The organism is Streptomyces sp. NPDC052225 (assembly GCF_040679615.1).
In the GTDB taxonomy this organism is placed as follows: domain Bacteria; phylum Actinomycetota; class Actinomycetes; order Streptomycetales; family Streptomycetaceae; genus Streptomyces.
Map to the genome: position 1 here is coordinate 158315 of NZ_JBFAVD010000006.1, position 25034 is coordinate 183348.

Annotated in this window: 25 protein-coding genes; 9 read left to right on the plus strand and 16 right to left on the minus strand. The window is 72.7% G+C overall.

Translation table 11 applies throughout. The annotated features are described in order from the left end of the window. Window positions 1-124 precede the first annotated feature (124 nt). Window positions 125-1582, plus strand: coding sequence for an MFS transporter (locus AB0L37_RS11790; RefSeq protein WP_365503125.1), 1458 nt, complete (start codon window positions 125-127; stop codon window positions 1580-1582). Between the two features lie 4 nt (window positions 1583-1586). Continuing rightward, window positions 1587-2180, plus strand: coding sequence for a TetR family transcriptional regulator (locus AB0L37_RS11795; protein ID WP_365503128.1), 594 nt, complete (start codon window positions 1587-1589; stop codon window positions 2178-2180). Here the strand turns inward: AB0L37_RS11795 and AB0L37_RS11800 are convergent. The 10 genes from AB0L37_RS11800 to AB0L37_RS11845 form a co-directional block, all read right to left on the minus strand. Next, window positions 2156-4036: a DUF2264 domain-containing protein gene (locus AB0L37_RS11800; RefSeq protein WP_365503131.1), complete on the minus strand. Its 1881-nt coding sequence runs from the start codon at window positions 4034-4036 to the stop codon at window positions 2156-2158. The genes AB0L37_RS11795 and AB0L37_RS11800 overlap by 25 nt on opposite strands. Then, window positions 4033-5013 carry a hydroxyacid dehydrogenase gene (locus tag AB0L37_RS11805; RefSeq protein WP_365503628.1) on the minus strand — a complete coding sequence of 327 codons (981 nt, stop codon included), beginning with the start codon at window positions 5011-5013 and terminating at the stop codon, window positions 4033-4035. Before AB0L37_RS11805 ends, AB0L37_RS11800 begins: the two co-directional genes overlap by 4 nt. 23 nt (window positions 5014-5036) lie before the next feature. Beyond that, complete coding sequence (locus AB0L37_RS11810; protein WP_365503134.1) at window positions 5037-5900, minus strand: carbohydrate ABC transporter permease; 864 nt, start codon at window positions 5898-5900, stop codon at window positions 5037-5039. Continuing rightward, window positions 5897-6883 carry a sugar ABC transporter permease gene (locus AB0L37_RS11815; RefSeq protein ID WP_365503137.1) on the minus strand — a complete coding sequence of 329 codons (987 nt, stop codon included), beginning with the start codon at window positions 6881-6883 and terminating at the stop codon, window positions 5897-5899. Before AB0L37_RS11815 ends, AB0L37_RS11810 begins: the two co-directional genes overlap by 4 nt. Before the next feature lie 31 nt (window positions 6884-6914). After that, window positions 6915-8267, minus strand: coding sequence for a sugar ABC transporter substrate-binding protein (locus AB0L37_RS11820; RefSeq protein WP_365503140.1), 1353 nt, complete (start codon window positions 8265-8267; stop codon window positions 6915-6917). A 103-nt stretch (window positions 8268-8370) separates the two neighbouring features. Next, the gene (locus tag AB0L37_RS11825; protein WP_365503142.1) at window positions 8371-9504 is read right to left on the minus strand and encodes a substrate-binding domain-containing protein; all 1134 of its coding nucleotides are present in this window, start codon (window positions 9502-9504) and stop codon (window positions 8371-8373) included. 87 nt (window positions 9505-9591) lie between these two features. Beyond that, entirely contained in the window at window positions 9592-10395 is an 804-nt protein-coding gene (locus AB0L37_RS11830; RefSeq protein ID WP_365503145.1) for an arylamine N-acetyltransferase, read from the minus strand. Window positions 10396-10405: 10 nt separating this feature from the next. Continuing rightward, window positions 10406-11668 carry a cytochrome P450 gene (locus AB0L37_RS11835; protein ID WP_365503148.1) on the minus strand — a complete coding sequence of 421 codons (1263 nt, stop codon included), beginning with the start codon at window positions 11666-11668 and terminating at the stop codon, window positions 10406-10408. A 96-nt stretch (window positions 11669-11764) separates the two neighbouring features. After that, window positions 11765-11947, minus strand: coding sequence for a hypothetical protein (locus AB0L37_RS11840; protein ID WP_365503630.1), 183 nt, complete (start codon window positions 11945-11947; stop codon window positions 11765-11767). 151 nt (window positions 11948-12098) lie between these two features. Continuing rightward, window positions 12099-13316 carry an erythromycin esterase family protein gene (locus AB0L37_RS11845; RefSeq protein WP_365503151.1) on the minus strand — a complete coding sequence of 406 codons (1218 nt, stop codon included), beginning with the start codon at window positions 13314-13316 and terminating at the stop codon, window positions 12099-12101. A 69-nt stretch (window positions 13317-13385) separates the two neighbouring features. On the opposite strand from AB0L37_RS11845, the gene AB0L37_RS11850 reads away from it, so the two are divergent. After that, on the plus strand, window positions 13386-14108 hold the full coding sequence (locus AB0L37_RS11850) for a TioE family transcriptional regulator (RefSeq protein ID WP_365503154.1): 723 nt from the start codon (window positions 13386-13388) through the stop codon (window positions 14106-14108). Between the two features lie 142 nt (window positions 14109-14250). Here AB0L37_RS11850 and AB0L37_RS11855 read toward each other — a convergent pair whose 3' ends face one another. Continuing rightward, window positions 14251-15708, minus strand: a complete 1458-nt coding sequence (locus AB0L37_RS11855; protein ID WP_365503157.1) for a cytochrome P450 — start codon at window positions 15706-15708, stop codon at window positions 14251-14253. A 122-nt stretch (window positions 15709-15830) separates the two neighbouring features. Between AB0L37_RS11855 and AB0L37_RS11860 the strand changes: the two genes are divergently transcribed. The 3 genes from AB0L37_RS11860 to AB0L37_RS11870 all read left to right on the plus strand — a co-directional run bounded on the left by AB0L37_RS11860 (window position 15831) and on the right by AB0L37_RS11870 (window position 18370). After that, window positions 15831-16430, plus strand: a complete 600-nt coding sequence (locus tag AB0L37_RS11860; protein WP_365503160.1) for a TetR/AcrR family transcriptional regulator — start codon at window positions 15831-15833, stop codon at window positions 16428-16430. A 69-nt stretch (window positions 16431-16499) separates the two neighbouring features. Then, the gene (locus AB0L37_RS11865) at window positions 16500-16955 is read left to right on the plus strand and encodes a MarR family transcriptional regulator (protein ID WP_365503163.1); all 456 of its coding nucleotides are present in this window, start codon (window positions 16500-16502) and stop codon (window positions 16953-16955) included. 17 nt (window positions 16956-16972) lie between these two features. Then, entirely contained in the window at window positions 16973-18370 is a 1398-nt protein-coding gene (locus AB0L37_RS11870; RefSeq protein ID WP_365503632.1) for an MFS transporter, read from the plus strand. 15 nt (window positions 18371-18385) lie between these two features. On the opposite strand, the gene AB0L37_RS11875 is transcribed toward AB0L37_RS11870, so the two are convergent. The 3 genes from AB0L37_RS11875 to AB0L37_RS11885 form a co-directional block, all read right to left on the minus strand. Beyond that, on the minus strand, window positions 18386-19036 hold the full coding sequence (locus AB0L37_RS11875; RefSeq protein ID WP_365503166.1) for a maleylpyruvate isomerase family mycothiol-dependent enzyme: 651 nt from the start codon (window positions 19034-19036) through the stop codon (window positions 18386-18388). 232 nt (window positions 19037-19268) lie between these two features. Continuing rightward, a complete protein-coding gene (locus AB0L37_RS11880) occupies window positions 19269-19709 on the minus strand; it encodes a nuclear transport factor 2 family protein (protein ID WP_365503169.1) in 441 nt (146 codons plus the stop codon). A gap of 44 nt (window positions 19710-19753) precedes the next feature. Then, on the minus strand, window positions 19754-20554 hold the full coding sequence (locus AB0L37_RS11885) for a slipin family protein (protein ID WP_365503172.1): 801 nt from the start codon (window positions 20552-20554) through the stop codon (window positions 19754-19756). Window positions 20555-20670: 116 nt separating this feature from the next. On the opposite strand from AB0L37_RS11885, the gene rpmF reads away from it, so the two are divergent. The 3 genes from rpmF (at window position 20671) to AB0L37_RS11900 (ending at window position 22373) form a co-directional block, all read left to right on the plus strand. Next, entirely contained in the window at window positions 20671-20841 is a 171-nt protein-coding gene (rpmF, locus tag AB0L37_RS11890) for a 50S ribosomal protein L32 (RefSeq protein ID WP_365503175.1), read from the plus strand. Window positions 20842-21084: 243 nt separating this feature from the next. Next, window positions 21085-21903, plus strand: coding sequence for a putative protein N(5)-glutamine methyltransferase (locus AB0L37_RS11895; RefSeq protein ID WP_365503178.1), 819 nt, complete (start codon window positions 21085-21087; stop codon window positions 21901-21903). Between the two features lie 77 nt (window positions 21904-21980). Further along, window positions 21981-22373 (plus strand): hypothetical protein, encoded by a 393-nt coding sequence (locus AB0L37_RS11900; RefSeq protein ID WP_365503181.1) that lies wholly within the window; start codon window positions 21981-21983, stop codon window positions 22371-22373. Here the strand turns inward: AB0L37_RS11900 and AB0L37_RS11905 are convergent. Together AB0L37_RS11905 and otr(A) are read right to left on the minus strand one after the other, a co-directional pair. After that, complete coding sequence (locus AB0L37_RS11905) at window positions 22361-23005, minus strand: DUF4230 domain-containing protein (RefSeq protein ID WP_365503184.1); 645 nt, start codon at window positions 23003-23005, stop codon at window positions 22361-22363. The two genes, AB0L37_RS11900 and AB0L37_RS11905, sit on opposite strands and share 13 nt — an antisense overlap. 49 nt (window positions 23006-23054) lie before the next feature. Further along, window positions 23055-24983 carry a tetracycline resistance ribosomal protection protein Otr(A) gene (gene otr(A), locus AB0L37_RS11910; protein WP_365503187.1) on the minus strand — a complete coding sequence of 643 codons (1929 nt, stop codon included), beginning with the start codon at window positions 24981-24983 and terminating at the stop codon, window positions 23055-23057. Window positions 24984-25034 lie beyond the last annotated feature (51 nt).

The window sequence follows — 25034 nt, forward strand, 5'->3', positions numbered from 1 at the left end:
GCGAACGGGCTGGTCGCGGCAGGAGCGGACGCCGGGCGCAGACAGGGCGCCGCGCTTGGTGAATACTGATTCACCGACACGGGTGAATGGCCATTCACCCGGGCGTTTCCCGAGCAGGAGACCCATGGACACCGCCCCGATACCCGTGCCGCCGCGCCCGCGCGAGCGGTTCGCCGTGCCCGTGCTCGCCTTCGGCGGCATCCTCATGGCGGTCATGCAGACCGTCGTCGTGCCGCTGCTGCCCGACCTGCCCCGACTCACCGGCGCGTCCCCCGCCGCCGTCTCGTGGATGGTCACCGCGACTCTGCTGGCCGGCGCCGTCCTCACGCCCGTACTCGGCCGGGCCGGCGACATGTACGGCAAGCGGCGCGTCCTGCTCGGCGCGCTCGGCCTGATGACCGCCGGCTCCGTCCTGTGCGCCCTGACCTCCGACATCCGGATCCTCATCGCCGCCCGCGCGCTCCAGGGCGCCGCCGCCGCGGTCGTCCCGCTGTCGATCAGCATCCTGCGCGACGAACTCCCGCCCCACCGCACCGGATCCGCTGTCGCCCTGATGAGCTCCACCGTCGGCATCGGCGCCGCCCTCGGACTGCCTCTCGCCGCGCTCATCGTCCAGTACGCCAACTGGCACGTCATGTTCTGGGCCACGAGCGGCCTCGGCGCGCTCGGCCTCGCGCTCGCCTGGTGGGCCGTGCGCGAGTCGCCCGTCAGGTCGCCCGGCCGGTTCGACGTGCTCGGCACGCTCGGCCTCGGCGCGGGCCTCGTCTGCCTGCTGCTCGGTGTCTCGCAGGGCGGCCAGTGGGGATGGAGCAGCGGACCCGTCGTCGGACTGTTTGTCGCGGCTGTCGTGATCCTGGGCCTGTGGGCCTGGCAGCAACTGCGCACCGCGGCGCCTCTGGTGGACCTGCGCCTGGCCGTCGGCCGCCGCGTCGGACTGCCCCACGTCGCGGCACTGCTCACCGGGTTCGCGTTCTACGCCAACTCCCTCGTCACCGCGCAACTCGTGCAGGCCCCCGTCGCCACCGGCTACGGCCTGGGCCTGTCCATCGTCGCGACGGGCCTGTGCATGCTGCCCAGCGGCGTCATCATGCTGCTGTTCTCACCCGTGTCCGCCCGGATCTCCACCGCGCGCGGCCCCCGCATCACCCTCGCCGTCGGCGGCGTCGTCCTCGCGCTCGGCTACGCCGTCCGCATCGCCGACAGCACCGACCTGTGGGTGATCCTCGTCGGCGCGGCCGTCGTCTCGACCGGCACCACCCTCGCCTACTCGGCGCTGCCCACCCTGATCCTGCGCGCCGTCCCGGCCGGCGCCACCGCTTCCGCCAACGGCGTCAACGTCCTGATGCGCACCATCGGCCAGGCCGTCTCCAGCGCCGCCGTCGCCGCCGTCCTCGTCCACCACACCACCCGGGTCGGCGGCGGCGAGGTACCGACCCTGCACGGGTACCAGCTCGCTTTCACGATGGCGGGTACGGTCGCCCTGCTGGCCACGGCCGTCGCCCTGGCCGTCCCCGGGGACAGCGCGGAGGACCGGGCGGGCGCGAGCGCGACGGCCCCCGTCGCCACGGCGAAAGGAGCGTGAGGCGATGACCACGGCACCCACCGACGAACGGCGGCGCGCGGCGGGACGCCGCGACGCGGAGGCGACCAAGACCGCCATCGTCCGCGCCGCACGGTACTTGCTCGCCCGGCACGCGCACGGCGACATCACGCTCAAGGCCGTCGCCGACCGGGCCGGCGTCAGCCCACCGCTCATCCTGAAGTACTTCGGCAACAAGGACGCACTGTTCGCCCGCGTCATGAACTTCGAGACGGACGTGGACGCCCTCCTCGACGCACCGCTCGACGCGCTCGGCCGGCACATGGTGCGCTCGGTCCTGACCGGGCAGGCCGAGCGGGGCGTCGACCCGATTCTGCGCATCGTCTTCGCCCCGCTGCACGGCGACCGGGGCGACATCCTGCGCGCCGACTTCCGCACCCAGGTCAGTGAACGCCTCGCCGCCCGCCTCACCGGCGACGACGCCGGACTGCGCGCCGAACTCGCCGTCGGCCTTCTGCTCGGCCTCGGCGTCATGTACGGCATCGCCCGCGGCCCGCACGTGCGGGCCGCGGACATCGACGACGTGGTGGACCGCTACGGGCCCGCCCTCCAGGCTCAGCTGGACCCGCCGGCTCCCTGAACGGTCAGCGGCTCGAAGCCCACGACGGTGACGTGACCGTCGGCCCAGCGCACCGTCAACGAACCGTCGGCGCGGGCCACTTCGGCCACGACGCCTTCCAGCGACTGCTCCTCGGCGCTCAGCGAGGCGAGCGCGACGAACACCGCCGTGCCCTCGGCCTCCGCCGAGAGCCGCGGCACCCGCACCCACGGCTCGAACGCCGTGCCCTGAGGCGCCCGTACGGTGTCCCGCTCGCCCCAGCCGTACACGCCGGCCAGTTCCGAGCGCAGCGCGTCCGTCGCCCAGCCGGTCAGTGTCACCCGCGCCCCGTGCGGCGCGCCCACGACCCGGTGGACCCGCAGCTCGTGCCGGCCGCGCGCCACGGTCACGCTCTCCACGCGCAGCCCCGGCACCATCGGCGGCCCCGACACGAACACCGGCCGGTGCCAGGACGCCGCCCAGCCCCACCCGTCCTCGTGGCCGGCGCCCAGCGGGTGGATGCGCCGCCGCACGCTGGCGACGCCGCCGACCTCGACCGACAGGTGATTGTCGGCCACGTTCGTCAGGGACGTGGGGCCGGTGTGCGTGGAGTAGGCCTGGCGGCCGTAGTGGGCGTCCGCCTGGTCCGCGAACTCGCCCTCGTGCGGCCGGACATGGTCGCTGCCGTGGTTGTGCAGCCGCACGATGCCGTCGGCCCGCGTCGACTGGAGCAGCAGGCCCGGCGCGGGCAGCGCGAGGACCCGGTCGGGGCCCTCGCTCGGCGCGGCCTCCTCCGTCGCCGTCCACAGCGGGTGGTCCTCGCCCGCGAGCAGCGCCACGAACCCCTTCGACGCCCAGTACGGGGACGCCGGGCCCGAGTAGTGCTGGAGCGTCGCGTCGTGCGGGCCGTGCCAGCCGAGGCTCAGCAGTCCGTCAATGGTGAGCGCGCCGCGGTCGAGGAAGTAGCGCAGGTTCCCGCTGATCAGACGGCGCGACGCACCCGGCGAGAGCGGCGTGCGGCCCGTGACGGCGCCGATGCCGACGGCCGCCGACGCCGCGAACCGGTAGCTCAGGGACCGCCCGTAGTGCAGCGGCGCCCCGTCCCCGCCGAACATCAGCGAGAAGCCCTCCAGGTGTTCGCGCAGCCGCGGCCCGAAGCGCTCCGCGAGCGCCGCGTCGCCCGCCAGGTGGGCGTGCAGCATCGGGTACAGGTGCAGCGCCCACCCGTTGTAGTGGTCGAAGGCCCGCCCGTCGCCGTCCGCGTACCAGCCGTCGCCCCGGTACCACGTCTCCATCAGGTCGAGCGCCCGCTCCATGGCGCGCGCCGTCGCCGCGTCACCGCGCCCGGCCGACTCCAGGAACGACGCCACCATGAAGGGGAAGAGGTACCAGTTGTTCGGCGCCGGGGTGTGGTTGATCGCGCCGCGCAGCCACTTCTCCGCCCGGTCCTGTACGTCCCCGTCGAGCCGGTCCCACAGCCACGGCCGGGTCAGCATCAGGCCGAGCGCCACCGACGCGGACTCCACCATCGGCTGGCCCTGCACATGGTGGTCGAGGATCAGCGGCCACGACTCGGCGTCGTCCCGGCCCGGGGTGAGGGTGCCCGCGGTCAGGCCCTGCGCGTACCGCTCCAGCCAGCCGTGCGGGTCCTTGCCGTCGGCGCCCGCGACCCGGAAGCCGGCCGCGAGGAACGTCCGGGCGTACCCCTCCAGGCCGTCCGAGCGGACCCCGGAACCCGAGGGCCGGCCCGGCAGGTCGAGCAGCGCGCCCTGCGGGGTGGCCCACCGCCACGCGGCACCGAGCAGTCCGTCGGCGACGGCCTCCCAGTGCGCGCGCGTGTATCCGGTGTACGGGCTCAACGCGCGGTCTTCCGCGGGGAGTTCGAAGGGGATCGTCATGCGAGGAACGCCAGCCTTTCACGTCGTACGGGATGGGCGAAGCCGTCGCCCGCGGCCCAGCGGGCCACCTCGCCGACGGCGGTGTCGGCGAGCCTTTCCCACTCGTTGCCCTGGGAGCCGGCGAGGTGCGGGGTGATCAGCGCGTCGTCGCACTCCCACAACGGGTGGTCCGCGGGCAGGACTTCGGGGTCCGTCACGTCGAGCACGGCCCGGATCCGGCCCGCGCACACGGCGTCGGTCAGCGCGCCCTGGTCGACGACGGCGCCGCGCGCGGTGTTGATCAGGGTCGCCCCCGGACGCATCGAGCCGATGAGTTCACGGCTGACGAGCCCGCGTGTCTCGGGGAGCAGGGGCGTGTGGACGCTCACCAGGTCGCTGCGCGCGAACAGTTCGGGCAGCCCGACCCGCTCCACGCCCAGCGCGGCGGCGTCCTCCTCGGTGACGTACGGATCGTGCAGCAACACCTCGATGTCGAAGGGCCGCAGCAGTTCGATCACCCGGCGCCCGATCAGTGAGGCGGACAGGATGCCCACCGTGCTGCGGTAGTTGCCGACCTGCTGCGAGGTGAGCAGCCAGTTGCCGCGCGCGCGGGTCTGCCGGAAGTCCCGGGCCCGCTCGAGGACCTGCTTGCCGTACAGCAGGATCATGCCGAGGGTGTACTCGGCGACCGGCAGCGCGTTGGCCGCGGCCGCCGACGTCACGGCGAGGCCCCGCTCCCAGCAGGCGTCGGTGACATGTCCCCGTACCGAACCGGCCGCGTGGACCACGGCCTTGAGCCGGGGAGCGGCGGCCAGCACGTCCGCGTCGAGCCGGGGACAGCCCCAGCCGGTGACAAGGACCTCGACGTCGGCGATGAGCTGCTTGGCCCGTACGGTCGTCAGGTCGTCCAGAGCGGGCAACGGCGCCAGGTCGCACACCTCGGTGAGCGCGGCCAGCGAGCGTGGCGTGAAGACGGCCGTCGCGGCCTGGGGGTTCATGGCCAACGCCACGCGGGGCAGGGTCACTTGACCGCCCCCGCCGTCAGGCCGGACCGCCAGAAGCGCTGGAGGAGGACGAACGCGAGAATGAGGGGGAGGACCGCGAGAAGCGAACCCATGATCACCACCGGGTAGTACTCGGGAGAGACGGACGCCTGGCTGTTCCACTGGAACAGACCGAGGCTGACCGGATACAGCTTCTGGTTCGACAGCATCACCATCGGCAGGAAGAAGTTGTTCCAGATCGCCGTCAGTTGGAACAGGAACACCGTGACGAGACCGGGGCCGAGCATGCGCAGCGCGACCTTGAAATACGTCGCCAGCTCACCGGCGCCGTCGACGCGCGCGGCCTCCAGGACCTCGTTCGGCACATAGCCCTGGGCGAAGATGCGGCCCAGGTAGACCCCGAACGGGTTGAACAGGACCGGGATGAACACCGACCAGAACGTGTTCACGACGCCGGTCTCGGACGCGAGCAGGTACAGCGGCAGGGCCAGCACCGTCTGCGGCACCATGACCGCCGCGAGCACCAGGCCGAACAGCTTCTCCTTGTGCCGGAAGGCGTACTTGTCGAAGGCGTACCCGGCCGCGACGCTGATCAGCGCGCCGAGCGCGGCGCCCAGGACCGCGTACAGGAGGCTGTTGCCGTACCAGCGCCCGTACAGTCCGCCGTCCATCGCGAACAGGTCCTTGACGTTCTGGACGAGGGAGAAGTCGCTCAGCGACAGGATGCTGCTGCTGAACAGGGCGTCGCGGGTCTTCGTCGCGGCGAGCGCCAGCCACAGGACGGGAAGCAGTGTGTAGAGGACGGAGATCGTGACGACGACGTTGACGGTCGCCCGGCCCAGCAGGCGCGGGCGAAGGAGCCGGCTGTCCGTGGTGCTCATCGGGCGTTCTCCTCGGCCGGGGCGACGCGGTTGGTCCAGCGGGTGACGCCGTACGAGACGGCGATCGTGATGATCAGGAGGATCACCGAGGCGGCCGCCGCGAGCGAGTAGTTGTTGCGGCTGAACGCCGCGTCGTAGATGTACATGCTCGGCGAGAACCGGGTGTTGATCATCTGTGACGACTGGTGGAGCAGCATCGGCTCGGTGAACAGTTGCAGCGCCCAGATCAGCGTGAACATCGCGACCATGACGATCGACGAGCGCACCAGCGGAGCCTTCACCTGGAGTGCGGTGCGCACCGGGCCCGCGCCGTCGACGACCGAGGCCTCCAGGACCTCGCGGGGCACCGCTTGCAGGGCCGCGTAGAAGACGACCATGTTGTAGCCGAGGTTCGACCACAGGGCGATGTTCACGATCGAGGGCAGCGTGGTGTGCAGGCCCAGGAAGTCCACCGTGATGTCGGCCTTGCCGAGGACCTCGATGACCGGGCTGATGCCCGGCGTGTACAGGTACAGCCAGATCAGCGCGGCGATGATGCCGGGCACCGCGTGCGGCAGGAACAGGCCCAACTGGGCCCAGGAGCGCAGCCGTACGACACCCGAGTCGAGCAGCAGCGCGAGTGCCAGCGAGCCGATCACCATCAGCGGGATGTAGATCACGCAGTACAGGGCGACCGTGCCGAGCCCGGACAGGAACGTCGGGTCGGTCAGCACGGCGCCGTACGAGCGCAGGCCCACGAAGACCGTGCGCTCCGCGCCGAAGCCGAGGCCCGGCTGGTCGTCGCTGAAGAAGCTCAGCCACACCGCCGTCCCGACCGGGATCAGGAAGACCAGCGTGAGCAGGATGAGGAACGGGGCCATCAGGACGCCCGCAGCGCCGGTGCGGCGGCGCGCGGCCGCCCTGTAGGCCTTGCCGTGTGCGGGATCGGCGGCCTGCTGGGCAGCGGGCGGCGCCGTCGGGGCGTGGGCTGTCGTCGCGGTCATGGGGTTCACCTGCCTTTCGGGGTGCGGGCGTTCACGTGGAGCGCTGGGTGGTGGCGAGGCCGAGCGCCTTGAGGTCGGGCATCGTGCCGTCCTGCGCGGCCCGTACGGACGACAGGACCGTGCCGGATCCGCTGCCGGCCCGGGCGAAGGCATCCTGCATGACGTTGCCGGTGGCGGTCATGCGCGGGCCCCAGGTCCAGCCGTCGCGAATCTTGTGGGCCTCCTCCTCGAACAGGGTGTAGATGTCCTGGCCGCCGTAGTACGACGCGTCGAACGCCTTGCGGCCCACGGGGATCAGCCCGGTCGCGGCCGGGTACTGGCTGCTCGCGCCGCTGGACAGCCGGGCCTTGAGGGCGTCGGGGTGCGAGACCTGCCACTCGATGAACTCCATGGCGGCCTCGGGGTGGCGGCTGTCCTTCGTCACGGCGAACGTCGAACCGCCGTGCGTGCCGAGCGCGGGCCTGCCCGTGTCCCACTGGGGGAGCGGGGCGATGCGCCACTTGTTCTTCTGCTCGGGCCGGGCGTTCATCTGCGCGCCCGCGTCCCAGGCGCCGCTGAGCCGGGTCAGCACCAGGCCGTTGCCGATCTGCGCGTCGGCGAGGCGGCTGCTGGCGGAGTTCACGAAGACCAGGTCCTCGTCGATGAGGCGCTGCCAGTACGCGGCGACCTTGCGGGTCGGGGCGTCGGCGAGCGACACGTTCCACGCGCCCTTCGACGTGTCGAACCACTGGGCGCCCGCCTGCCAGGACCAGGCGGCGAACTGCGTGAAGCTGTCGGTGGGGAAGAGGGTCAGCTTGCGGCCGCCGCCGGTGCGCGGCACCTCGCGGGCCAGCTCGGCGAACTCGTCCCACGTGGTGGGTACGTCGAAGCCGTACCGGTCGAAGAGGTCCTTGCGGTAGTGCATGACCATCGGCTCGACGTCGAGCGGCACGCTGAACGTGCGGTTCTCGAACGTCGTCAGGCTCAGCGACTGCGGCAGCAGCTTCGACCGGAGGCCGTCGCTGATCATCGACGTGATGTCGCGGGTCACGCCGTCGATGGCGAACCCGGGCAGCTGCGGGTACTCGATGGTCGCGACGTCCGGGGCGTTGCCCGCGCGTGCCGCGTTGCTCAGCTTGAGGTACCCGCCCTGGGTGCCGGAGGGTATCTGCTCGAAAGCGACCTGGATGTGGTCGTGGGTCTTGTTGAACGCGTCCACCACTTCCTGGCTGCCGCGCAGCGCGGACCAGAACGTGATGGTGGTGGTGCCTTTGGTACCGGACGTGCTGGTGCTCCCCGAGCGATCCGACGCACTGTCGTCTCCGCTGCAAGCGCTCAGGGCGCCCGTCAGCGGCAGCGCGGTGATCGCGGCGAGCAGGGATCGACGGCTCTGTCGACCAGGCATGGGCGCCTCCCGCGGCTCCTGCGTGTTCGAGTCACGGGAATCCTGATCGGCTGAGCGGACCTGGTCAATAGATCGATCAGAAGAAAATGAAACGGTCAAACGCTCACTGTGAGGCGAGGGTTGGAGCGACCGCTTCCGGCGGGGGCTGCGTGGAGCCGCGCACCTGGAGCGAGGGGAGCAGTTCGAGGCGCCGCACCGGGGAGGCCGCGGCGGCCGGGTCCGCGAGGCGGCGAAGCAGCAGTTCGGCGGCGGCCCGGCCGACCTCCGTCTTCGGCGGGGACACGGCGGTCAGCGGGGTGCTGCCGAGCCCCGCGACCACGTCGTCGTAGGCGACGGCCGAGCAGTCCTCAGGCACCCGAAGACCGCTGTCGCGCAGCGCCTGCACCAGCATCAGCGCGTCCACATCGCCGTGCAGGACGGCCGCGGTCGCCCCCAACTCCGAGAGCAGCGCGGGCAGTTCGACGGCTGCGGCGTCGCTCGCCGCCGCCGCCGGGTCGGGCACGGCGCCCGGGGCGCTCAGGGCCACCGCCCACTTGTCGATGCCCGGGTGGTCCGCCGCGATCTCCCGGAACGCGGAGCGCACGGCACGCGCCGTCGGACTGTCGTCGCGCGCGGCGAGCACCACGCGCCGGTGGCCGAGCCCCGTCAGGTGCTCGACCGCGAGGTGCACCCCGTACCAGTGGTCCGTGCACACCGTGTCCACGGCGTGCAGCGCGCTGCCCCGCCGCGGCCTGCGCTCCATCACGACGGCAGGCACCGTCAGACGCGACAGCCACGTGTAGTCGGCCTCCTCCGTCGCCCGGCTGCGCCAGCGCGGCGCGATCAGCAGGCCCCGCGCGCCCTCCGCCAACGCCCGCTCCACCAGCGGCTGTTCGGCCCCCGAGACGGCCGGTGCGATATGCAGAGCGATGCGGATGCCGGCTTCCTCGAACACGGTGCGCGCGCCGTGCAGCGCCTCGTACAGATACGCGTGGCGCTCCGGCACGACGAGGGCGACGGGCCCGCCGTCCGCCGCCGGCTCCGGCGGGGCGGCCGCCCTCTCGTTCTCGGTGAGGACCGGCCGTGCCACCCCGTGCCCGCGCCGCAGCCTGCCCTCGCGGGCGAGTTCCTCCACGTCGCGGCGGACGGTCACCACCGACACCGCGAGCTCCGCGGCGAGGTCGCTGACCCGGGTCGCGCCGCGCGACTGCACGACGGCGAGGATCCGCTGCCGCCTGAGATCGACCGGTTCGCGCATGCTGATGGCCCCCTCACAACCCGCTGTTCGTTTGAGCGCTTCGCTGAACGCTTCGGCGGCAGCATAACCAGCGGGTGCCCGGCGGGGTCAGCCCTCGGCGGATTTCGGTTCCGGCGGAATCCGGTCGAGCACGATGCCGAAGTGCTGGTCGTAGGCAGCGAGCACGGCCGCGTCGGAGGGCAGCTCGGTACGGGTGCGCTCCGCGCCGGTCGTCGTCGTGAGCGTATGACCGCTGAGGGTGACCCGGCCGCCCTCGGTCAGCAGCGAACAGACCAGGGACCGCGTGAAGTGCGAGGCGGGGGAGGTGCGGTGGTACCAGGCCCCCGCCTCGAAGTCCCGCAGCGCGCGCGGGCGCAGGTCGAGCAGATATTGCGGCTCGCCGTCGCGCAGCACCAGCAGATCACCCTCGGCGGCGTCCTCGATCCGGAAGACACCGCCCGGGTCCCGCTGCTCGCCCCGCTCCTCGAACGCGAGCGGGAACTCGGTGTGCGTGCCGAACCCGATGTCGGCCAGCCAGCACGAGCCGTCGCCGGCGCGGACGCGCAGCGCAAGATGGTCGTACGGGATACCGAACCGCCCGTCCTTCCCGGCGACCCGCGCCTGCAACAGCGTCACCTCGAAGCCGAGGGCGTCGAGCAGCGCGGCGAACGCGCCGTTGAGCTCGTAGCAGAAGCCGCCGCGCCGCCGGTCCACCAGCTTCGCGACGAGGTCCCCGGCGTCGAGCGGGACCTCCTCGCCCAGGTGCACGGAGAGGTTCTCGAACGGGACGGTCCGCAGATGCGCGCGGTGCAGGGCCCGCAGTGCCTCGGCGGTCGGGGCGGCCGGGCGCGCGGCGCCGATCCGGTGCAGATAGGCGTCGGCACGGTCCCGGCCCAGTGGTTCGTCGGTCATGCGACCAGTGTCACCGATGCCCCGCGTCCCGCCCCGGCCGCACCGGCAGCTCCCGCACGCTGTTGCCGACGAACCCGGCGTGCGCGGGCAGTTCCCCGTCCGGCACGGCGAGGTCGAGGTCGGGGAACCGCGTGAACAGGCGCTCCAGGGCGACCGTCGCCTCCAGGCGGGCCAGCGACGCGCCCAGGCAGTAGTGCGGGCCGTGCCCGAGCGACAGATGCCTGCGGCGGGCGGGGCGCAGGATGTCGAAGCGGTCGGCGTCCGGGCCGTGCGCCGCCGTGTCGCGGCCCGCGCCCGAGTAGCCGGCGAGCACCAGGGTGCCCTGGGGTATCAGCGTGCCGTCCACCGTGAGATCGCGGGTCGGATAGCGGAACGGGAAGTAGCTGACCGGGCTGTCCCAGCGCAGCGTCTCCTCGACCACGTCCTCCCAGGAGGCCTCTCCGGCGCGTACCAGGGCGAGTTGGTCGCGGTGCCCGCACAGGGCCCGCACCGCGTTCGTGATCAGGTTCAGCGTCGTCTCGTGCCCCGCGATCACGAACAGGATCAGCGTGCCGATCAACTCCTCCTGGGCGAGCCGGTCCCCGTCCGCCTCGCGGGCGGCGAGCAGCGCGCTGGTCAGATCGTCGCCCGGATCCCGCTCGCGCGCGGCGGCCACCTGCGCGAGCACGGCCACCATCTCCTTGTTGGCCGCGACCGCGTCCTCGGGGCGGGTCCGGGTGGACACGACCTGGCTCGACAGATGGTGCAGCCGCGTCCTGAACTCCTCGTCCACGCCGAACAGTTCACAGATCACCCGCATTGGCAGCGGCAGCGCGAACCGCTTGCGCAGCTCCACGACGCCGTGGGCTGCCGCCTCCTCGGCGACACCGTCGAGCAGCTCGTCCGTGAGCTCCTCGACGCGCGGCCGCAGCGCCTCGACCCGGCGGGCCGTGAACGCGCGGCCGACCAGCGACCGCAGCCGCTGGTGGTCGGCGCCGTCGGCCGTCGTCATCCCGCGCACCGTCGCGAACGTCCGCAGCGGCCAGCCGTCGGGTATCCGCCCTTCGGTGAGCGCGGTGAAGTGCCGTGCGTCCTTGGCGACATCGGGGTGCGCGAGGAACTCCTTGAGCGCATCGTGACCGAGGACGAGCATGCCCGGCACGTCACCGGGCAGCACGACGGGCGCGACGGCGCCGTGCGCCCTCAGCCGTGCGTTCACCGCGTGCGGGCAGCCGCCGGCCGGGTCGATACGGTACGGCGCCTCGGCGGCGGGGACTTCGGGGGACGGCGTCAACGCGCACTCCTGACAGGTCGGGGACGGGGCCCGGAGGAACTCCCGGCCGACCGGACCCGACCCGCCAACTCCCCCCGAGCGCGGCGTGCTTGGATCCTAGGGCGATTCGGGCCCCAGGCCCAGGTCGTAGATCCGGTCGAGCAGCCACGCCTCGTTGCCCGCGAGCCCCGCACGGCGCAGGGCCTCGTCGGCCTCCGCGATCGGCACGGCGAGCACCGCCGCCGTGCCGGGTGGCTCGGTGCCGGAGAGCGCGGCGCGCGCCGTGTGCAGCAACCGCAGGCACGCCTGCGCCGCCGCGACCTCGTGACTCCTCGACTGTGATCCGGGCGCGCCGTGCGCAGTGTGCGAACTGTGCTGTACATGCTGCCTGGTGTTCCTGGTCCCGTTCATGCCTCCACTCTTGCGTACGGGTCTGACAATTCGCCTTGAGTCATGGCCGGCCCTGAGCCATGTCCTTGAGGAACAGCAGCCCGTCGGCGCCCGCCAAGTGCGCCGGGGGGAAGGGCGCGTAGCCGAACCAGGGGGACACGCGCGGTTCGGGTCGCGTGTCGCTCAGGGCCGCGTGGAGCCGCCGCACGTCGACGGCGCAGCGGTCCTGAGGGAGCGCGTAGAGGAGACCTTCGAGGGTGTCCGCTGGCGGGGTGTCCACGCCCTGGTGCCGGATCGTGCCGAGGGCGGTGGCGACGAACGCGTACTCCCCGCCGAGCCGGGCGTGCGCCAGCGCTCCCGCGCTCCACCACTCCAGCGGATCCCCGCCCATCCGCATCGAGCTCTTCTCGCGCTGGAGATGGGAGTTGTGGGCGTACACGAGGGTCGGCCCGCGGTCTGCCAGGGCGAGGAGGTTCCGGGCCATCATGTGGTCCCGTACGCCCAGGAGCCGAGGCAGGCGGGCCGGGGACGTGTCGGCCATCCAGGAGTGGTAGCGCAGCAGGCCGGTCGCGGTGCGGGCGTGGAGGCACGCCCGCTCCCACGCCTCCTGTGAGGTGGCCGCGAGCAGGTGCGGCTGCTGCCCCTCCAGGAGCGCCGTCAAGTCGTCGGCGAGCAAGCGCAGTTGGCCGGCCTCGGGGGAGCGGCCGAAGGAGCGGGCCGGATCCATCATCGCGGCGGGTTCGGTCCAGCGGCCGTCGTCGCCGAGCAGATCGTCGAGGCCGTCGCGGGTGCAGGGCAGGAGTTCCGCGTCCACGTGCGCCGCGAGGTGGTCGTGCAGGGAGGTGAGGGCCGGGCGGGGGCTCTCGGCACCGGTGATCTCCAGCGGGCCGTCGAATCCGGCGAACCTGACATGGTCGGCCGCGGGCCGGTCGGCGTTGAACTCCCGCATCCAGCGCACGAGTTCGCGGTTTCCGGTCAGGTCGCCCCACTCGTGGCTGATGCCCTGCCGCACCACCTCGTCGAGGTCGCCCGCGCCCGACGTGACGTAGGCGTCGACGTCCAGGCCCTTCAGGCAGTCGCTCTCGAGCGCGATCGTGCGGTATCCCGCGTGCTCGACGAGGTGGCGGAAGATCTCGTTGCGCAGGTCGAGGAGGGTCTCCTCGCGGTGTGTGGGCTCGCCCAGGGCCAGCAGCCGGGGCCGGTGCGCGAGCAGGTCCAGGACGGCGGCGCCGTCGGCGGGACGGGCGGACTCCTCGATGCCGGTGATGTCGATAGCCATGCCTTCAACGCTATCGTTGAACTATCGGTGGAAACTTTTGCGCGCTGATGCCCCGCTACCCTTGGATTCATGGAGCAGAACCTTCAAACGGGGGAGCGGCTGCGGCCGATCGACCTGGCGCGCGGCAGCGGTCTGTCCACGCAGGCGGTCAGGAACTACGAAGAGGCCGGCATCCTTCCTCCGGCATCGCGATCCGCCCACGGCTATCGCGGCTACACGCCCCTGCACGCCCGGGCGCTGCGCGCCTTCCTCGCCCTGGCGCCCGGCCACGGACACCGCACGGCGACGGCCATCATGCGGGCGGTGAACGACGGGGCGACCGACGAGGCGTTCCGCCTCATCGACGAGAGTCACGCCCAGCTCCTCGACGACCGGCGCACCCTCCAGGCCGTGGAGCGCGCCCTGCGCGACCTGGACCCCGCGGACGCGGGCGAAGAACCGTCCGGCGGCATCACGTTCATCGGCCCCCTCGCCCACCGGCTCGGCATCCGGCCCGCGACCCTGCGCACATGGGAGGACGCGGGCCTGGTCCGCCCGCGCCGCGACCCGCGCACCGGCTACCGCGTCTACGGCCCCGCCGACGTGCGGGACGCCCATCTGGTCCACCAACTCCGGCGCGGGGGCCACCTGTTGGAGCAGATCGCGCCCCTCCTCGACCAGGTCCGCACGGCCGGCGGCCTCGCCCCGCTGGAGGGCGCCCTGCGCGACTGGCAGCGACGCCTGTCCGCGCGCGGCCGGGCGATGCTGGCCGGCGCGGCGGAACTGGAGGCGTACCTGAGCGCGCGGGAATGACGTGCACCGGTCGCTCCCCGTGCGATGAGGTGCGCGGCCCGCTACCCGTGCATGACGTGCGCGACCCGCCACCGCCGCCGCGTACTCAGTGGACGTCCCTCAGCCACGCCCCCCTGCGAGGCAGGCCCCCGCGCCCGAGAGATCACCTCCGGGTAAGCCGCAGCCGCAGCCCGCGCGGCATCAGCGTCAGCCGCTCCGTGACCGCCAGCCGGTAGTCGGGCTCCGGCGCGAGGTCGTAGCGGCGCAGCAGCAGACCGAGCACCAACGTGGCCTCGTGCAGGGCGAACTGCCGCCCGATGCAGGCCCGCGCGCCCGTGCCGAACGGCTTGAACACGTGCGCCGGGCGGGCCCGCACCGCCTGCGGCGCGAAACGCTCCGGGTCGAAGGACTCGGGGTCCTCGCCCCACGCGGCCGTGTCGCGGTGCAGCATCGACGTCAGAACGAGCGCCCACGCGCCGCGCCGCATCGGATGCACCCCGCCCAGCGTCGTGTCCGTGACCGCCTCGCGCGCGAACGCCGGAGCCGTCGGCCACAGCCGCAGCGACTCGTCCAGCACCCGTCGCAGATAACGCAACTTGGCCACCTGCTCGTACGCGGGCACCTCGACGCCGGCCCAGACCCGGTCGACCTCCTCCTGCGCCCGCGCGAGCACCGTGCGGTCCTGCGCGAGGTAGTGCAGGGCGAACGACAGAGCCCCCGACGTCGTCTCGTGGCCCGCCACCAGGAACGTGATCACCTGTCGGCGGATGTTCTCCGCCGTCAGCCGCTCGCCCGTCTCCGGGTGCGCGACCTCCAGCATCCGGTCGAGCAGATCGCCCGGGCCGCCGCCCGACGCACGCCGGGCCGCGACGACCTCGTCGACCGTACGGTTCAAGTACGCGCGATCCGCGGCGTTGCGCCGCTGCGCACCCCGCAGCAGCACCGACGTCAGCAGCGGCGGCACCACGTTGCGCCGCTGCGCGAACGAGAGGGCGCCCACCATCGCCGTCACGAACGGATGCGGCCCCTCGGCGGCGAAGTCCCGCTCGAACGAGCCGAAGTCGTGCCCGAACCCGGTCCGCGCGATCGTCTCCAGCGTCAGCTTCGTCATGTCGCCCGGCACGTCCACGCTCAGGCCCGCCGCCGCACTCGCGTCCCACGCCCCGGTCAGCTGCCCGGCCACGTCCAGCATCAGCGGGTGGTAGCCCTCCATCGCCTCCCGGCTGAAGCCCGGCGCCAGCACGTCGTGCGCCAGCTGCCAGTTGGGCTCGTGGTTGTACGCCGTGAACAGGCCGTCCCCCGCGACCGGGCGCAGGTTCGCGACACCCAGGCCCACGTGCTTGGCGAACCGGGACTCGTCCGCGAGCTCGGCGGCCAGCTCCGCGCCCCACACGAACACGATCTCCTTGCCGAACGCCCGGCGCCGGAAGATCGGCCCCAGTTCGGCGGCCAGCTTCATCGAGTCCTGGATCGGTGTGCGCACATTGGCGCCCACCACGTCGCCGATCAGCGGGACCCGGCGCGGCGGATGCGGGATCCGGTCCAGGCGCGGCCAGCCCTGCTCGGCGCTGCGAAAGCCCCGAGGCAGCGTGTCCGCCGTCGACTGCGTCGTCTGCGCCATCGTGCCCATCTCCCTTGCACCGTCGGCCCGTTGGACCCGCCCGGCAGGCTTGTTAGACGTGGATTCAATAGTGCGCCTCAGTCTGGGCCCGCTATTGAACTCACGTCAAGTAAGGTGCCCGCATGAGTGGTGAGCGGACACGGCGCAGGCTGAGCACCCAGGAGCGGCGGGAGCAACTCCTCTCCGTGGGGGCCAAGTTGTTCGCCCAGGATCCGTACGACGACGTCTGGATCGAGCAGGTCGCCGAGATCGCCGGCGTCTCGCGCGGCCTGCTCTACCACTACTTCCCGACCAAGCGGGACTTCTTCGCCGCGGTCGTCCGGCGGGAGAGCGCCCGCATGCTGCGCCTGACGGCCGCTGTCCCCGGCATCCCGGTCCGCGACCAGATCGGTGCGGGGCTCGACACCTTCCTCGAGTACGTCGCCACGCACGCGCAGGGATTCCGGGCCTTCCACCGCGCCGAGTCCGCGGGCGACCCCGCCGTGCGCACCGTCTACCGGGAGGGCCTCGCCGCGCACGAGGAGCAGATCCTGGCCGCGCTCGCCGCCGACCCGCAGACGGCCGGCCGCCTCCCGGAGCCCGCGGCGCTGCGGCTCGCCGTGCGCGGCTGGCTCGCCTTTCTCGTCGCCGTCTGCCTGGACTGGCTGGACGCCCCCGAACTCTCCCGGGCCCAGGTGCGCGACCTGTGCGCGCGGGCCCTGCTCGGCGCGCTCGACGCGTGAACCACGCCCCGTACCCGAGATCGTAAGGAAAACTTGCAAGGCTTCCTGTCGAACTCCTATCGTGGGGGCATGTCAGGAACGCTGGGACCCGAGCCCTCAGACCCGCCCACCGAGCGGATCGCCGCCGACCTCGCCACCGTCGTCGGACGTCTGTCGCGCCGGCTGCGCACCGCGTCGCCGGACAGCCTCCTCACCCCGACACAGCGCACCGTCCTGGCCCGCCTCGGCACGGAAGGGCCCGCGACCACGGCCGCCCTCGCCCGCTCCGAGTACGTGCGCCCGCAGTCGATGCGGCTCACGCTCGGCGCGCTGGAGGAGCGCGGGTTCGTGACCCGCTCCCCGGACCCGAACGACGGGCGGCAGTCCGTCGTGTCGATCACCGACAGCGGCCGGGCCACCCTCGACGCCGTCCGCGCCGCCAAGCACGGCTGGCTCACCCAGGCCCTCGACACCGAACTCGACGCGGCCGAGCGCCGCACCCTCGCCGAGGCGACCGCCCTGCTCGAACGCCTGGTGCAGAAGTGAGCGGTGACGGCGGCGTCATAGCCACCGCGGCCGCACCGGCCGCGGCCGCCGGACGGACCGGCACCGGCTTCCGCGCCCGGCTCACCGCCCCGCTCCTGCTCGGCTCCGTGCTCAACCCGCTCAACACCACGATGATCTCCACCGCCCTGGTGGCGATCGGGCACCACTTCGGGATCGGCGCCGCCGACACCGCCTGGCTGATCTCCGTCCTCTACCTCGCCAGCGCCGTCGCCCAGCCCGTCCTCGGCAAGCTCGCCGACGCGCTCGGCCCGCGCCGCGTCTTCCTCGCCGGACTCGTCGTGGTCTGCGCCTCGGGTCTGGTCGGCGCGTGCGCGCCGTCCTTCGGCTGGCTGATCGTCTCCCGGCTGCTGCTCGGCATCGGTACGTCCGCCGCCTACCCCGCCGCGATGGCCGTGCTGCGCGACGAGGGGCGCCGCGTGAACCGCCGTCCGCCGCGCCCCGTCATGGCCCGGCTCTCCTTCGCCGCGCTCGGCAGCGCCGCGGTCGGCCCGACGCTCGGCGGACTGCTCGTCACCTTCGTCGGCTGGCGCGGCATCTTCGCCGTCAACGTGCCCGTGTCCGTCGTCGCGTTCATCTGCGCCCTGGCCTGGATCCCCGCCGACCCGCCGCGCGAGACGGGCACCGCACCGGCCCCGAAGCTCTCCCTCGACCCCCTCGGCATCGGCCTGTTCTCCACCGCCCTGACCCTCCTGGTCTTCTTCCTCCTCGACCTCGCCCACCCGATGTGGTGGCTCCTGGCGCCGTTCGCCCTGCTCGCCGGCGCACTGGTGTGGTGGCAACTGCGCTGCGCGGCCCCGTTCATCGACGTACGGATGCTCGCCGGCAACGGCCCGCTGGCCCGCACCTACCTCCGCCACGGTCTGAGCTACCTGCTCATCTACTGCGTCATGTACGGGTACACGCAGTGGCTGGAGGAGGCCCGCGGCTACTCCTCCGGACACACCGGACTGCTCATGCTGCCCATGTCGCTCGCGGCCCTCGTCTGCTCGCTGCTCGGCGCCCGCACGAAGGGCATCCGTGCCCCGCTCACCGTCGCCTGCGTCCTGCTCGCCGTCGGCGCGGGTGTTCTGGCCTTCGTCTCCGGCGGCACACCGCTCGCCGTCCTGCTCCTCGCCGGTGCCTGCTTCGGCATCCCGCAGGGCCTCATCGGCACCAGTAACCAGGCCGCCGTCCAGGAGTACGCCCCCGCCGCCGACATCGGCGCCGCGGCCGGACTCCAGCGCACGGCCCAGTACATCGGCGCGATCACCGCGTCGAGCCTCATCGCCCTCGCCTACGGCCGGCGCGCCGACGACGCCGGTCTGCACCTGATGGCGGGCGCCTCGGTCGTCCTCGGCGTCCTGCTCGTCGCCCTCACGGTCACGGACCGGGCCCTGCGCCGCACGGCCCGCTGAGCTCGTTCTTCCACCTCAGCGCAGTCGGGCGCGCAGGATTGCGGCACCGTCACCCTCAAGGTCCTCGCAGGCCGCCGCACGGCCTGCCATCGCCATCACCAGCGAGAGGGTCGGCCCCCGGAGCGGTTCCCCCGAGCCGGTGGTGAACGGTCCGTCCGTCGCCTCGATCCGCAGACCCGCGATCGCGGTCTTGCTCGGGACGGCGAAATCGCGGCCGGCGAAGAACCGGGCCACGGCGGTCGTCGTGGCCGCCGGGGGTGTCCGCAGCAGCCCCAATGGCCGACGGATGTCCTCGCTGTGGACGACGATCTCGCCCAACCAGGCCGCCGTATGTCCTGACGGCCCGGCGGGCCCGGCGACCACTGCGCGAAATCGTCGCAAGGTCTCTTCCGGTGTGGCACCACGGTGCTCTGCCATCCGTCGGTCGTTGTGCAGATCGGGTTGGAACCGCGCGGCCAGCATGCTCAGCAGCCAGCGCCACATCCGCGTGCCGGCACCTGCCGTCAGATGGGCCACGACCTCCTCCACGGTCCAGCGTTCACACAGTGATGCTGTCGCCCACTGGGCCTCGCTGAGCTCGGCGAGGTCCTGAGCGAGCGCGGACCGCTCGACGTGGATCGCCCTTTCCAGAGCTTTCCGGGTCTCCAGAACGTGTGGTTCAGCCACGGGCCGGCCTCCAGAAGTCGGGTGTCCTCCATCAGACTCCTGTCGCGGCCCGAACTCATCGACCGCACCCGCCCCGCGGACCGTATGCGTAGGAGAGGCGACACGTCTCCGGGACTGCGGTCGGGCGCGCCGTGCTCGCAGGACCGGCTGTTGCGTCGCGTCCACGGCCGCGCGGGAACGGCCTCCCAGTTCGTCCCCGGCCGGTCGGCGCTGCCACGGCGGTGACCGCCGCTCAGCTCCGCGATGTCGGCGGACGGTTCATCGCGGCAGGCTCCAGGAACAGCCCGCCCTCAGGCTCCTGATGCCCGTCCGCGGTGTGCCAGTAGTCCCGTGTCTCCACCGCGAGCCCGTCGGCGTCGAAGCGTACGAACACGCACCCGGCCAGCGTCGAGGCGTGCCCGCCCTCCTCGGCGAGCACCCGGAACTCGGCGACCGCCACCCCGTCGGGCCCGACCACGGGCGGCCCGAACCGTACATCGAGCGGCACCTCGTCCTCGAACGACCAGCGCAGATACGCGGCGAGCGCGGCCCGCCCCCGGTGCGGTTCGCGGAACGGCATCGAGCGGTGCACGCAGTCCGGCGCGTACAGGCCGATCAACGCGTCGACATCGTGCCGCGCCCACCCCGCCTGCCACCCGGCGACGAACCGCCGTGCGGCCTCAGCCGTGTCCATCTGCCGCTCCCTGTCCGCCGGTTGCCGCAGACGCTACCCCGATGTCACGCGGCAGGGGGCTGCTGGGCGCGTTCCAGGAAGCGCAGCAGCTCGACCGGGAACGGCAGGACGAGGGTGGAGTTCTTCTCGGCGGCGACCGCCACCACGGTCTGCAGCAGCCGGAGTTGGAGCGCCGCGGGCTGCTCGGACATCACCTCGGCCGCCTGGGCGAGCTTCTTCGAGGCCTGGAGTTCGGCGTCGGCGTTGATGACCCGGGCCCGCCGTTCCCGGTCGGCCTCGGCCTGCCGGGCCATCGACCGCTTCATCGACTCGGGCAGCGAGACGTCCTTGATCTCGACCCGGTCGATCTGCACACCCCACCCGATGGCGGGGCTGTCGATCATCAACTCCAGGCCCTGGTTGAGCTTCTCGCGGTTGGAGAGCAGATCGTCGAGGTCGCTCTTGCCGATGATGGAGCGCAGCGAGGTCTGCGCCATCTGGGAGACGGCGAACCGGTAGTCCTCGACCTGGATCACCGCGCTGGCGGCGTCGACGACCTTGAAGTAGATGACGGCGTCCACCCGCACCGTGACGTTGTCCCGCGTGATGCCGTCCTGCGCGGGCACCGGCATCGTGACGATCTGCATGTTCACCTTGCGCAGCCGGTCGAGCCCGGGCACCACCATGGTGAACCCCGGCTCGCGCACCCCGCCGGACAGCCGGCCCAGGCGGAAGACGACCCCGCGCTCGTACTGCTTCACGACCCGGGCCGCGGCCGCCGCGTACGCCATGCAGGCGGCGGCCACCCCCACCCCGGCCAGCACCAGTTCCTGGACCATGACGACACCCCCAGGTGTCCGAAGCATCCGCTTCTTCCAGGGTATGCCCGGTTCGCAAGGGGTGACCTGAGTCGTTAATGGGATTCATTTTCATGTAGCGTTGCGGCGCAGTCGTCCCCGTACCGGAGGAGGAACGAGCCGTCATGGCCGTGCCCAAGCGCAAGATGTCCCGCAGCAACACCCGTCACCGCCGCGCCCGGTGGAAGGCGACCACGCCCACCCTGGCCCCGGTCACCGTCGACGGTGTACGCCACCTGGTCCCGCAGCACCTCGTCCGCGCCTACGAGCGCGGACTGATCGCACCGCCCCGCTGAGCGCCTGTGGTTGAGCCCCGACGGGCGCCGCTCGGGGCGGGTCCGGGTGGGATAGGGTGACCGGGCCCAACAGCGCAACGAGGGAACGAGGAGGTGAGTCCGATCACCGCTGTGCACGTCACCGCCGTGTCAGATCGGGAACTGCCTTCTTCTGTCGTACGGTCCGTCCGCTCGGTCTGAGCGGGACGGCGCCGTCCGGCGGCCGGGAGCCCGATCGGTGTCCCGAGAGGTCAGATCCGCCCCATGTCGCTCACCCCGTCGCCCCGTTGCACCCCTGCTTCGCCGCTCTCCCTCGACCCCGAGCCGGTCGTGGCCGCCCTGCGCGCCGCCGGCTGCGTCTTCGCCGAGGACGAGGCCCGCGTCCTTCTGGCCACCGCCCGCGACGCCGCCGAACTGGCCGCGTTCGTGGAGCGCCGCGCCACCGGGCTGCCGCTCGAACACGTCGTCGGCTGGGCCGAGTTCTGCGGGCTGCGGATCGCCGTCGACCCCGGCGTGTTCGTGCCGCGCCGCCGCACCGAGTTCCTCGCCCGGCAGGCGCTCGCCGTGACCCCGCCGGACGCCGTCGTCGTCGACCTGTGCTGCGGGACGGGTGCGGTCGCCGCCGTACTCGCCGCGCGCGGCCCCGCCCGGCTGCACGCGGCGGACCTCGACCCGGCCGCGGTCGCCTGCGCCCGCCGCAATGTCGGCCCGCTCGGCGGCCAGGTCCACGAAGGCGACCTGTACGCCCCGTTGCCCGCCCGCCTCAAGGGCCACGTCGACATCCTCATCGCCAACGGCCCCTACGTCCCCACCGCCGACGTCGCCCTGCTGCCGTCCGAGGCCCGCGACCACGAGCGCCTGATGGCCCTCGACGGCGGTGCCGACGGGCTCGACGTCCTGCGCCGCGTCGCCGCGGGCGCCCCGGACTGGCTCGCACCCGACGGGTTCCTCTTCGTGGAGACCGGCGAGCACCAGGCGGCCGACGCCGTGGCGGCGGTCCGCGCCGCGGGCCTGGACGGGCGGGTGGTCGAGGACGACGAGCTGTACGCCACCGTCGTCATCGCCCGCCGCACACCGCGCTGACCCGGGGGTTTCGACTCCTGAGGCGCCGGTACCCGGTCCTTCCCGGGTACCGGAACGATCTTGAGGAGGGACCCGTCATGAGCCCTGAGGACCGCAACCCCGTCCACGGCTACGGTGCCGCGTCGGTGGGCGTGGAGCTGAGCGAATGCACCCCCGACGACGCCGCGTCCGTCCTCGCCGTGCTGTGCGCCGCCTACCCCTCGGACCGCGTCGAGGGCGAGGCTCCCGACCCGAAGGCGACCGTCTGGCCGACGACCGTGGACGTCACGCCCGACGTCGCCCCGCCCGCCCGTACCTCCTCCCTGAGCGGCCCGGTGACGGCCGACCTGCAAGGCGGCCCGCAGGCACTGTCCCGCCTGCGGGCCACCCTCGACGCGGCGTTCGCCGTGGAGGAGGTCTCGACGACCTCCGGTGACCAGGAGCAGGTCCAGCACCTGCGCCTGACCACGGCGACAGGTCACGCCGCGTAGGCCACACGGACCTCCTTGAAGCCGAGCGAGCGCAGCAGCCCGCGCAGCATGTCCGTCGTGTTGCGCTCAGCGCGCCCGGTGAGGTCGCTGTCCTTCGCCGCCTCGCCGATGTGCCGGGCGGCGAGCTTGCGCACGGCGCGCTCGTCGTTGGGGTTGTCGGAGAACAGGTCGCCGAGCCGGTCCAGCAGCCCGCGCTGCTTGGACACGGCGTAGGACCGGTCCGTGTCCAGGGCCGGTTTGCCGAGTTGTGCGTGCGGCAGCGTCAGCGTCGCCTTCGTACGGTCGCCGTTGACCCGCACGTCACCGTCGTCGACCTTGCCGAGATCCACGTACGCGTCGACCGTTCCGGCCCCGATGTACAGGGTGCGCGTCCCGCGGACCGCGTCGGGGAGGTATTTGGTGTCCTTCTCCAGGTCGACGACGACCTGGAAGTTCCCGGACGCGGCGTCGTAACGGCTCAGGTCCCGCACGGACTTCAGCAGTGCGGGCCCGGACCGGTCGTGGGTCTCCGTGCCGAACACGCCGTCCAGCCGGTCCAGTAGGCGCAGACCGGTGAAGAGCAGCACGAGGACCACGACGACGACGCCCACGGCCTTGCCCCAGCGGGGCAGTGGCAGAGCCCTCCGGTTCATGAGGGAAACCTCCTTCGCTCGCAGGGCGAGTCCCCACCACGAGGGCTGATCACGCCTGGGGCGCCGCCCCGGTGGCCGGGAGCGGCCGGTCGCCCGACACACGCGACCACCACACCCCTTCGCCGTGCGTGAGCCCCGGCAGCGCCAGCTCCATCGCCCGCACCCTGCGCGCCGTGAGCTCCCCGGTGATCAGCCAGGACGTGCCGCCGCCCGTCGTGTCCCGGAACTCGGCTCCCAGAGCGGCCAGTTGGGCCGTCACCGGGGCGAGCGCGTCCAGCGGCACCTCCGCCTCGAAGGAGTGCACCGGCTCGAAGACACGGGTCCCGGCCCGCTGCACGGCCCTGCGGGTCACGAGCGCGGTGACCGTACGGAAGTCGCCCGCGACGCTGACCGGAGAGGAGAACCCTGAGCGGATCAGCGTCACATGACAGTCCGTCACCGGCCAGCCGTGCGGCCCGCCTCGGGCCAGCGTGGCGAGCGCCGTGTCCTCGACGGCCTGGTGGAACGCCCGGGGGAGCGCGCCCAGTTCGGTCTCGTACGAGAACACGCGCCCGGAGCCGGGCGGCCCCGGCTCGACGCGCACCCCGACCGTCGCCGGCAGGCCCGTCTCGCTGTCGCGGCCCATCTCCTCGACCGCCTCGGCCCTCCCCGCGGGCCGCTCGACGCAGCGGATGCGGCTCGGTTCGAACTCCGCCTCGATGCCGAACTCCTGGGCCAGTGTGGCGGTCAGGACCTCCTTCTGGACCTCGCCGTACAGCAGCAGCGCCGTGCTGCCGTCCGGGCCGGGCCGTGCGTGGATGAGCGGGTCCTGGTCGGCGAGATCGAGCAGCGCGGCCCGCAGCGCGGCGCCCTGCCCGGGGCGTACCGCGCGCGCCACCGTCTCCAGCGTCGGCGGCGCGAACCGGGCCCGCCCGTCGCGGAGTTCACCGAGCCGGTCGCCGACGCGGATGCCGGAGACCCCGCGCACCTCGGCGATCTGACCGGCCCGCACCACGTCGCCGTCCGTGCCGACGACCCGGACACCGGTGACGCGCCCGGCCACCGGCACGGCGGCCCCGTCGTCCGGGTCCCGGCGCAGGAACACCACCTTCTGCCGGGCCCGCACCTCACCGTCGTACATCCGCAGCAGGCCGATCCGCTCGCCGGCGGGACCGCGGCGCACCGCGAAGACGGTCCCGATCGGCCCGGCCGAGACCGACGGCTCCGGCTTCGCCGCCGCGGGAACGAACTTCCGTACCGCATCGATGAGTTGGCCGACCCCCTGTCCGCCGAGCGCGGAGCCGAACAGGACCGGGTGCAGCACCCCCGCTCCGACCCGTGCGGTCAGGGCGTCGCGCACGGTGGCGGTGTCCGGCCGCTCGCCGTCCACGAGAGCGGCGAGGATCGTGTCGTCGACCTCGGCCAGCGCCGTCGCCACCCGGTCCCGTACGGCAGGAACGTCGAGCGTACGGGCCGTGACGGCGGCACGCGCCGTACCCGCGTCGCGGACGTCCGCCAGCGGCACCACGTGCGGCGTGAGGCGGCGCCGGATGTCGTCGAGCAGCGGGCCGACGCGTGCGCCCGCCCGGTCGATCTTGTTGATGAAAACCAGCGTGGGCACGCCGAGTCGGCGCAGCGTCCTGAGCAGCACACGTGTCTGCGCCTGCACGCCCTCCACCGCGGAGATCAGCAGGACGGCGCCGTCGAGCACGTCGAGGGCCCGCTCGACCTCGGCGATGAAGTCGGAGTGGCCCGGGGTGTCGATCAGGTTGATCTGGGTGTCGCCCACGCTGAACGCGGCGACGGCCGAGCGGATCGTGATGCCGCGCTGCCGCTCGATCGCGCCGGTGTCGGTGCGGGTGTCGCCCCCGTCGACGCTGCCGAGCCGGTCGATGGCGCCCGTGTCGAACAGGAGCCGCTCGGTGAGGCTGGTCTTACCGGCGTCGACGTGGGCCAGGATGCCGATGTTCAGGGTCGTGCGTACCTGCGGGGTCTGCATAAAGGGTCGAGTCCTCGAAAACGATGGTCCGGCGGGGTCGCTGAACTGCTT

Coding starts and splice junctions, on each gene's coding strand:
- AB0L37_RS11790 (WP_365503125.1), top strand. CDS start 125: ATGGACACCGCCCCGATACCCGTGCCGCCGCGCCCGCGCGAGCGGTTC.
- AB0L37_RS11795 (WP_365503128.1), top strand. CDS start 1,587: ATGACCACGGCACCCACCGACGAACGGCGGCGCGCGGCGGGACGCCGC.
- AB0L37_RS11800 (WP_365503131.1), bottom strand. CDS start 4,036: ATGACGATCCCCTTCGAACTCCCCGCGGAAGACCGCGCGTTGAGCCCG.
- AB0L37_RS11805 (WP_365503628.1), bottom strand. CDS start 5,013: ATGAACCCCCAGGCCGCGACGGCCGTCTTCACGCCACGCTCGCTGGCC.
- AB0L37_RS11810 (WP_365503134.1), bottom strand. CDS start 5,900: ATGAGCACCACGGACAGCCGGCTCCTTCGCCCGCGCCTGCTGGGCCGG.
- AB0L37_RS11815 (WP_365503137.1), bottom strand. CDS start 6,883: ATGACCGCGACGACAGCCCACGCCCCGACGGCGCCGCCCGCTGCCCAG.
- AB0L37_RS11820 (WP_365503140.1), bottom strand. CDS start 8,267: ATGCCTGGTCGACAGAGCCGTCGATCCCTGCTCGCCGCGATCACCGCG.
- AB0L37_RS11825 (WP_365503142.1), bottom strand. CDS start 9,504: ATGCGCGAACCGGTCGATCTCAGGCGGCAGCGGATCCTCGCCGTCGTG.
- AB0L37_RS11830 (WP_365503145.1), bottom strand. CDS start 10,395: ATGACCGACGAACCACTGGGCCGGGACCGTGCCGACGCCTATCTGCAC.
- AB0L37_RS11845 (WP_365503151.1), bottom strand. CDS start 13,316: ATGGCTATCGACATCACCGGCATCGAGGAGTCCGCCCGTCCCGCCGAC.
- AB0L37_RS11850 (WP_365503154.1), top strand. CDS start 13,386: ATGGAGCAGAACCTTCAAACGGGGGAGCGGCTGCGGCCGATCGACCTG.
- AB0L37_RS11855 (WP_365503157.1), bottom strand. CDS start 15,708: ATGGCGCAGACGACGCAGTCGACGGCGGACACGCTGCCTCGGGGCTTT.
- AB0L37_RS11860 (WP_365503160.1), top strand. CDS start 15,831: ATGAGTGGTGAGCGGACACGGCGCAGGCTGAGCACCCAGGAGCGGCGG.
- AB0L37_RS11865 (WP_365503163.1), top strand. CDS start 16,500: ATGTCAGGAACGCTGGGACCCGAGCCCTCAGACCCGCCCACCGAGCGG.
- AB0L37_RS11880 (WP_365503169.1), bottom strand. CDS start 19,709: ATGGACACGGCTGAGGCCGCACGGCGGTTCGTCGCCGGGTGGCAGGCG.
- AB0L37_RS11885 (WP_365503172.1), bottom strand. CDS start 20,554: ATGCTTCGGACACCTGGGGGTGTCGTCATGGTCCAGGAACTGGTGCTG.
- rpmF (WP_365503175.1), top strand. CDS start 20,671: ATGGCCGTGCCCAAGCGCAAGATGTCCCGCAGCAACACCCGTCACCGC.
- AB0L37_RS11895 (WP_365503178.1), top strand. CDS start 21,085: ATGTCGCTCACCCCGTCGCCCCGTTGCACCCCTGCTTCGCCGCTCTCC.
- AB0L37_RS11900 (WP_365503181.1), top strand. CDS start 21,981: ATGAGCCCTGAGGACCGCAACCCCGTCCACGGCTACGGTGCCGCGTCG.
- AB0L37_RS11905 (WP_365503184.1), bottom strand. CDS start 23,005: ATGAACCGGAGGGCTCTGCCACTGCCCCGCTGGGGCAAGGCCGTGGGC.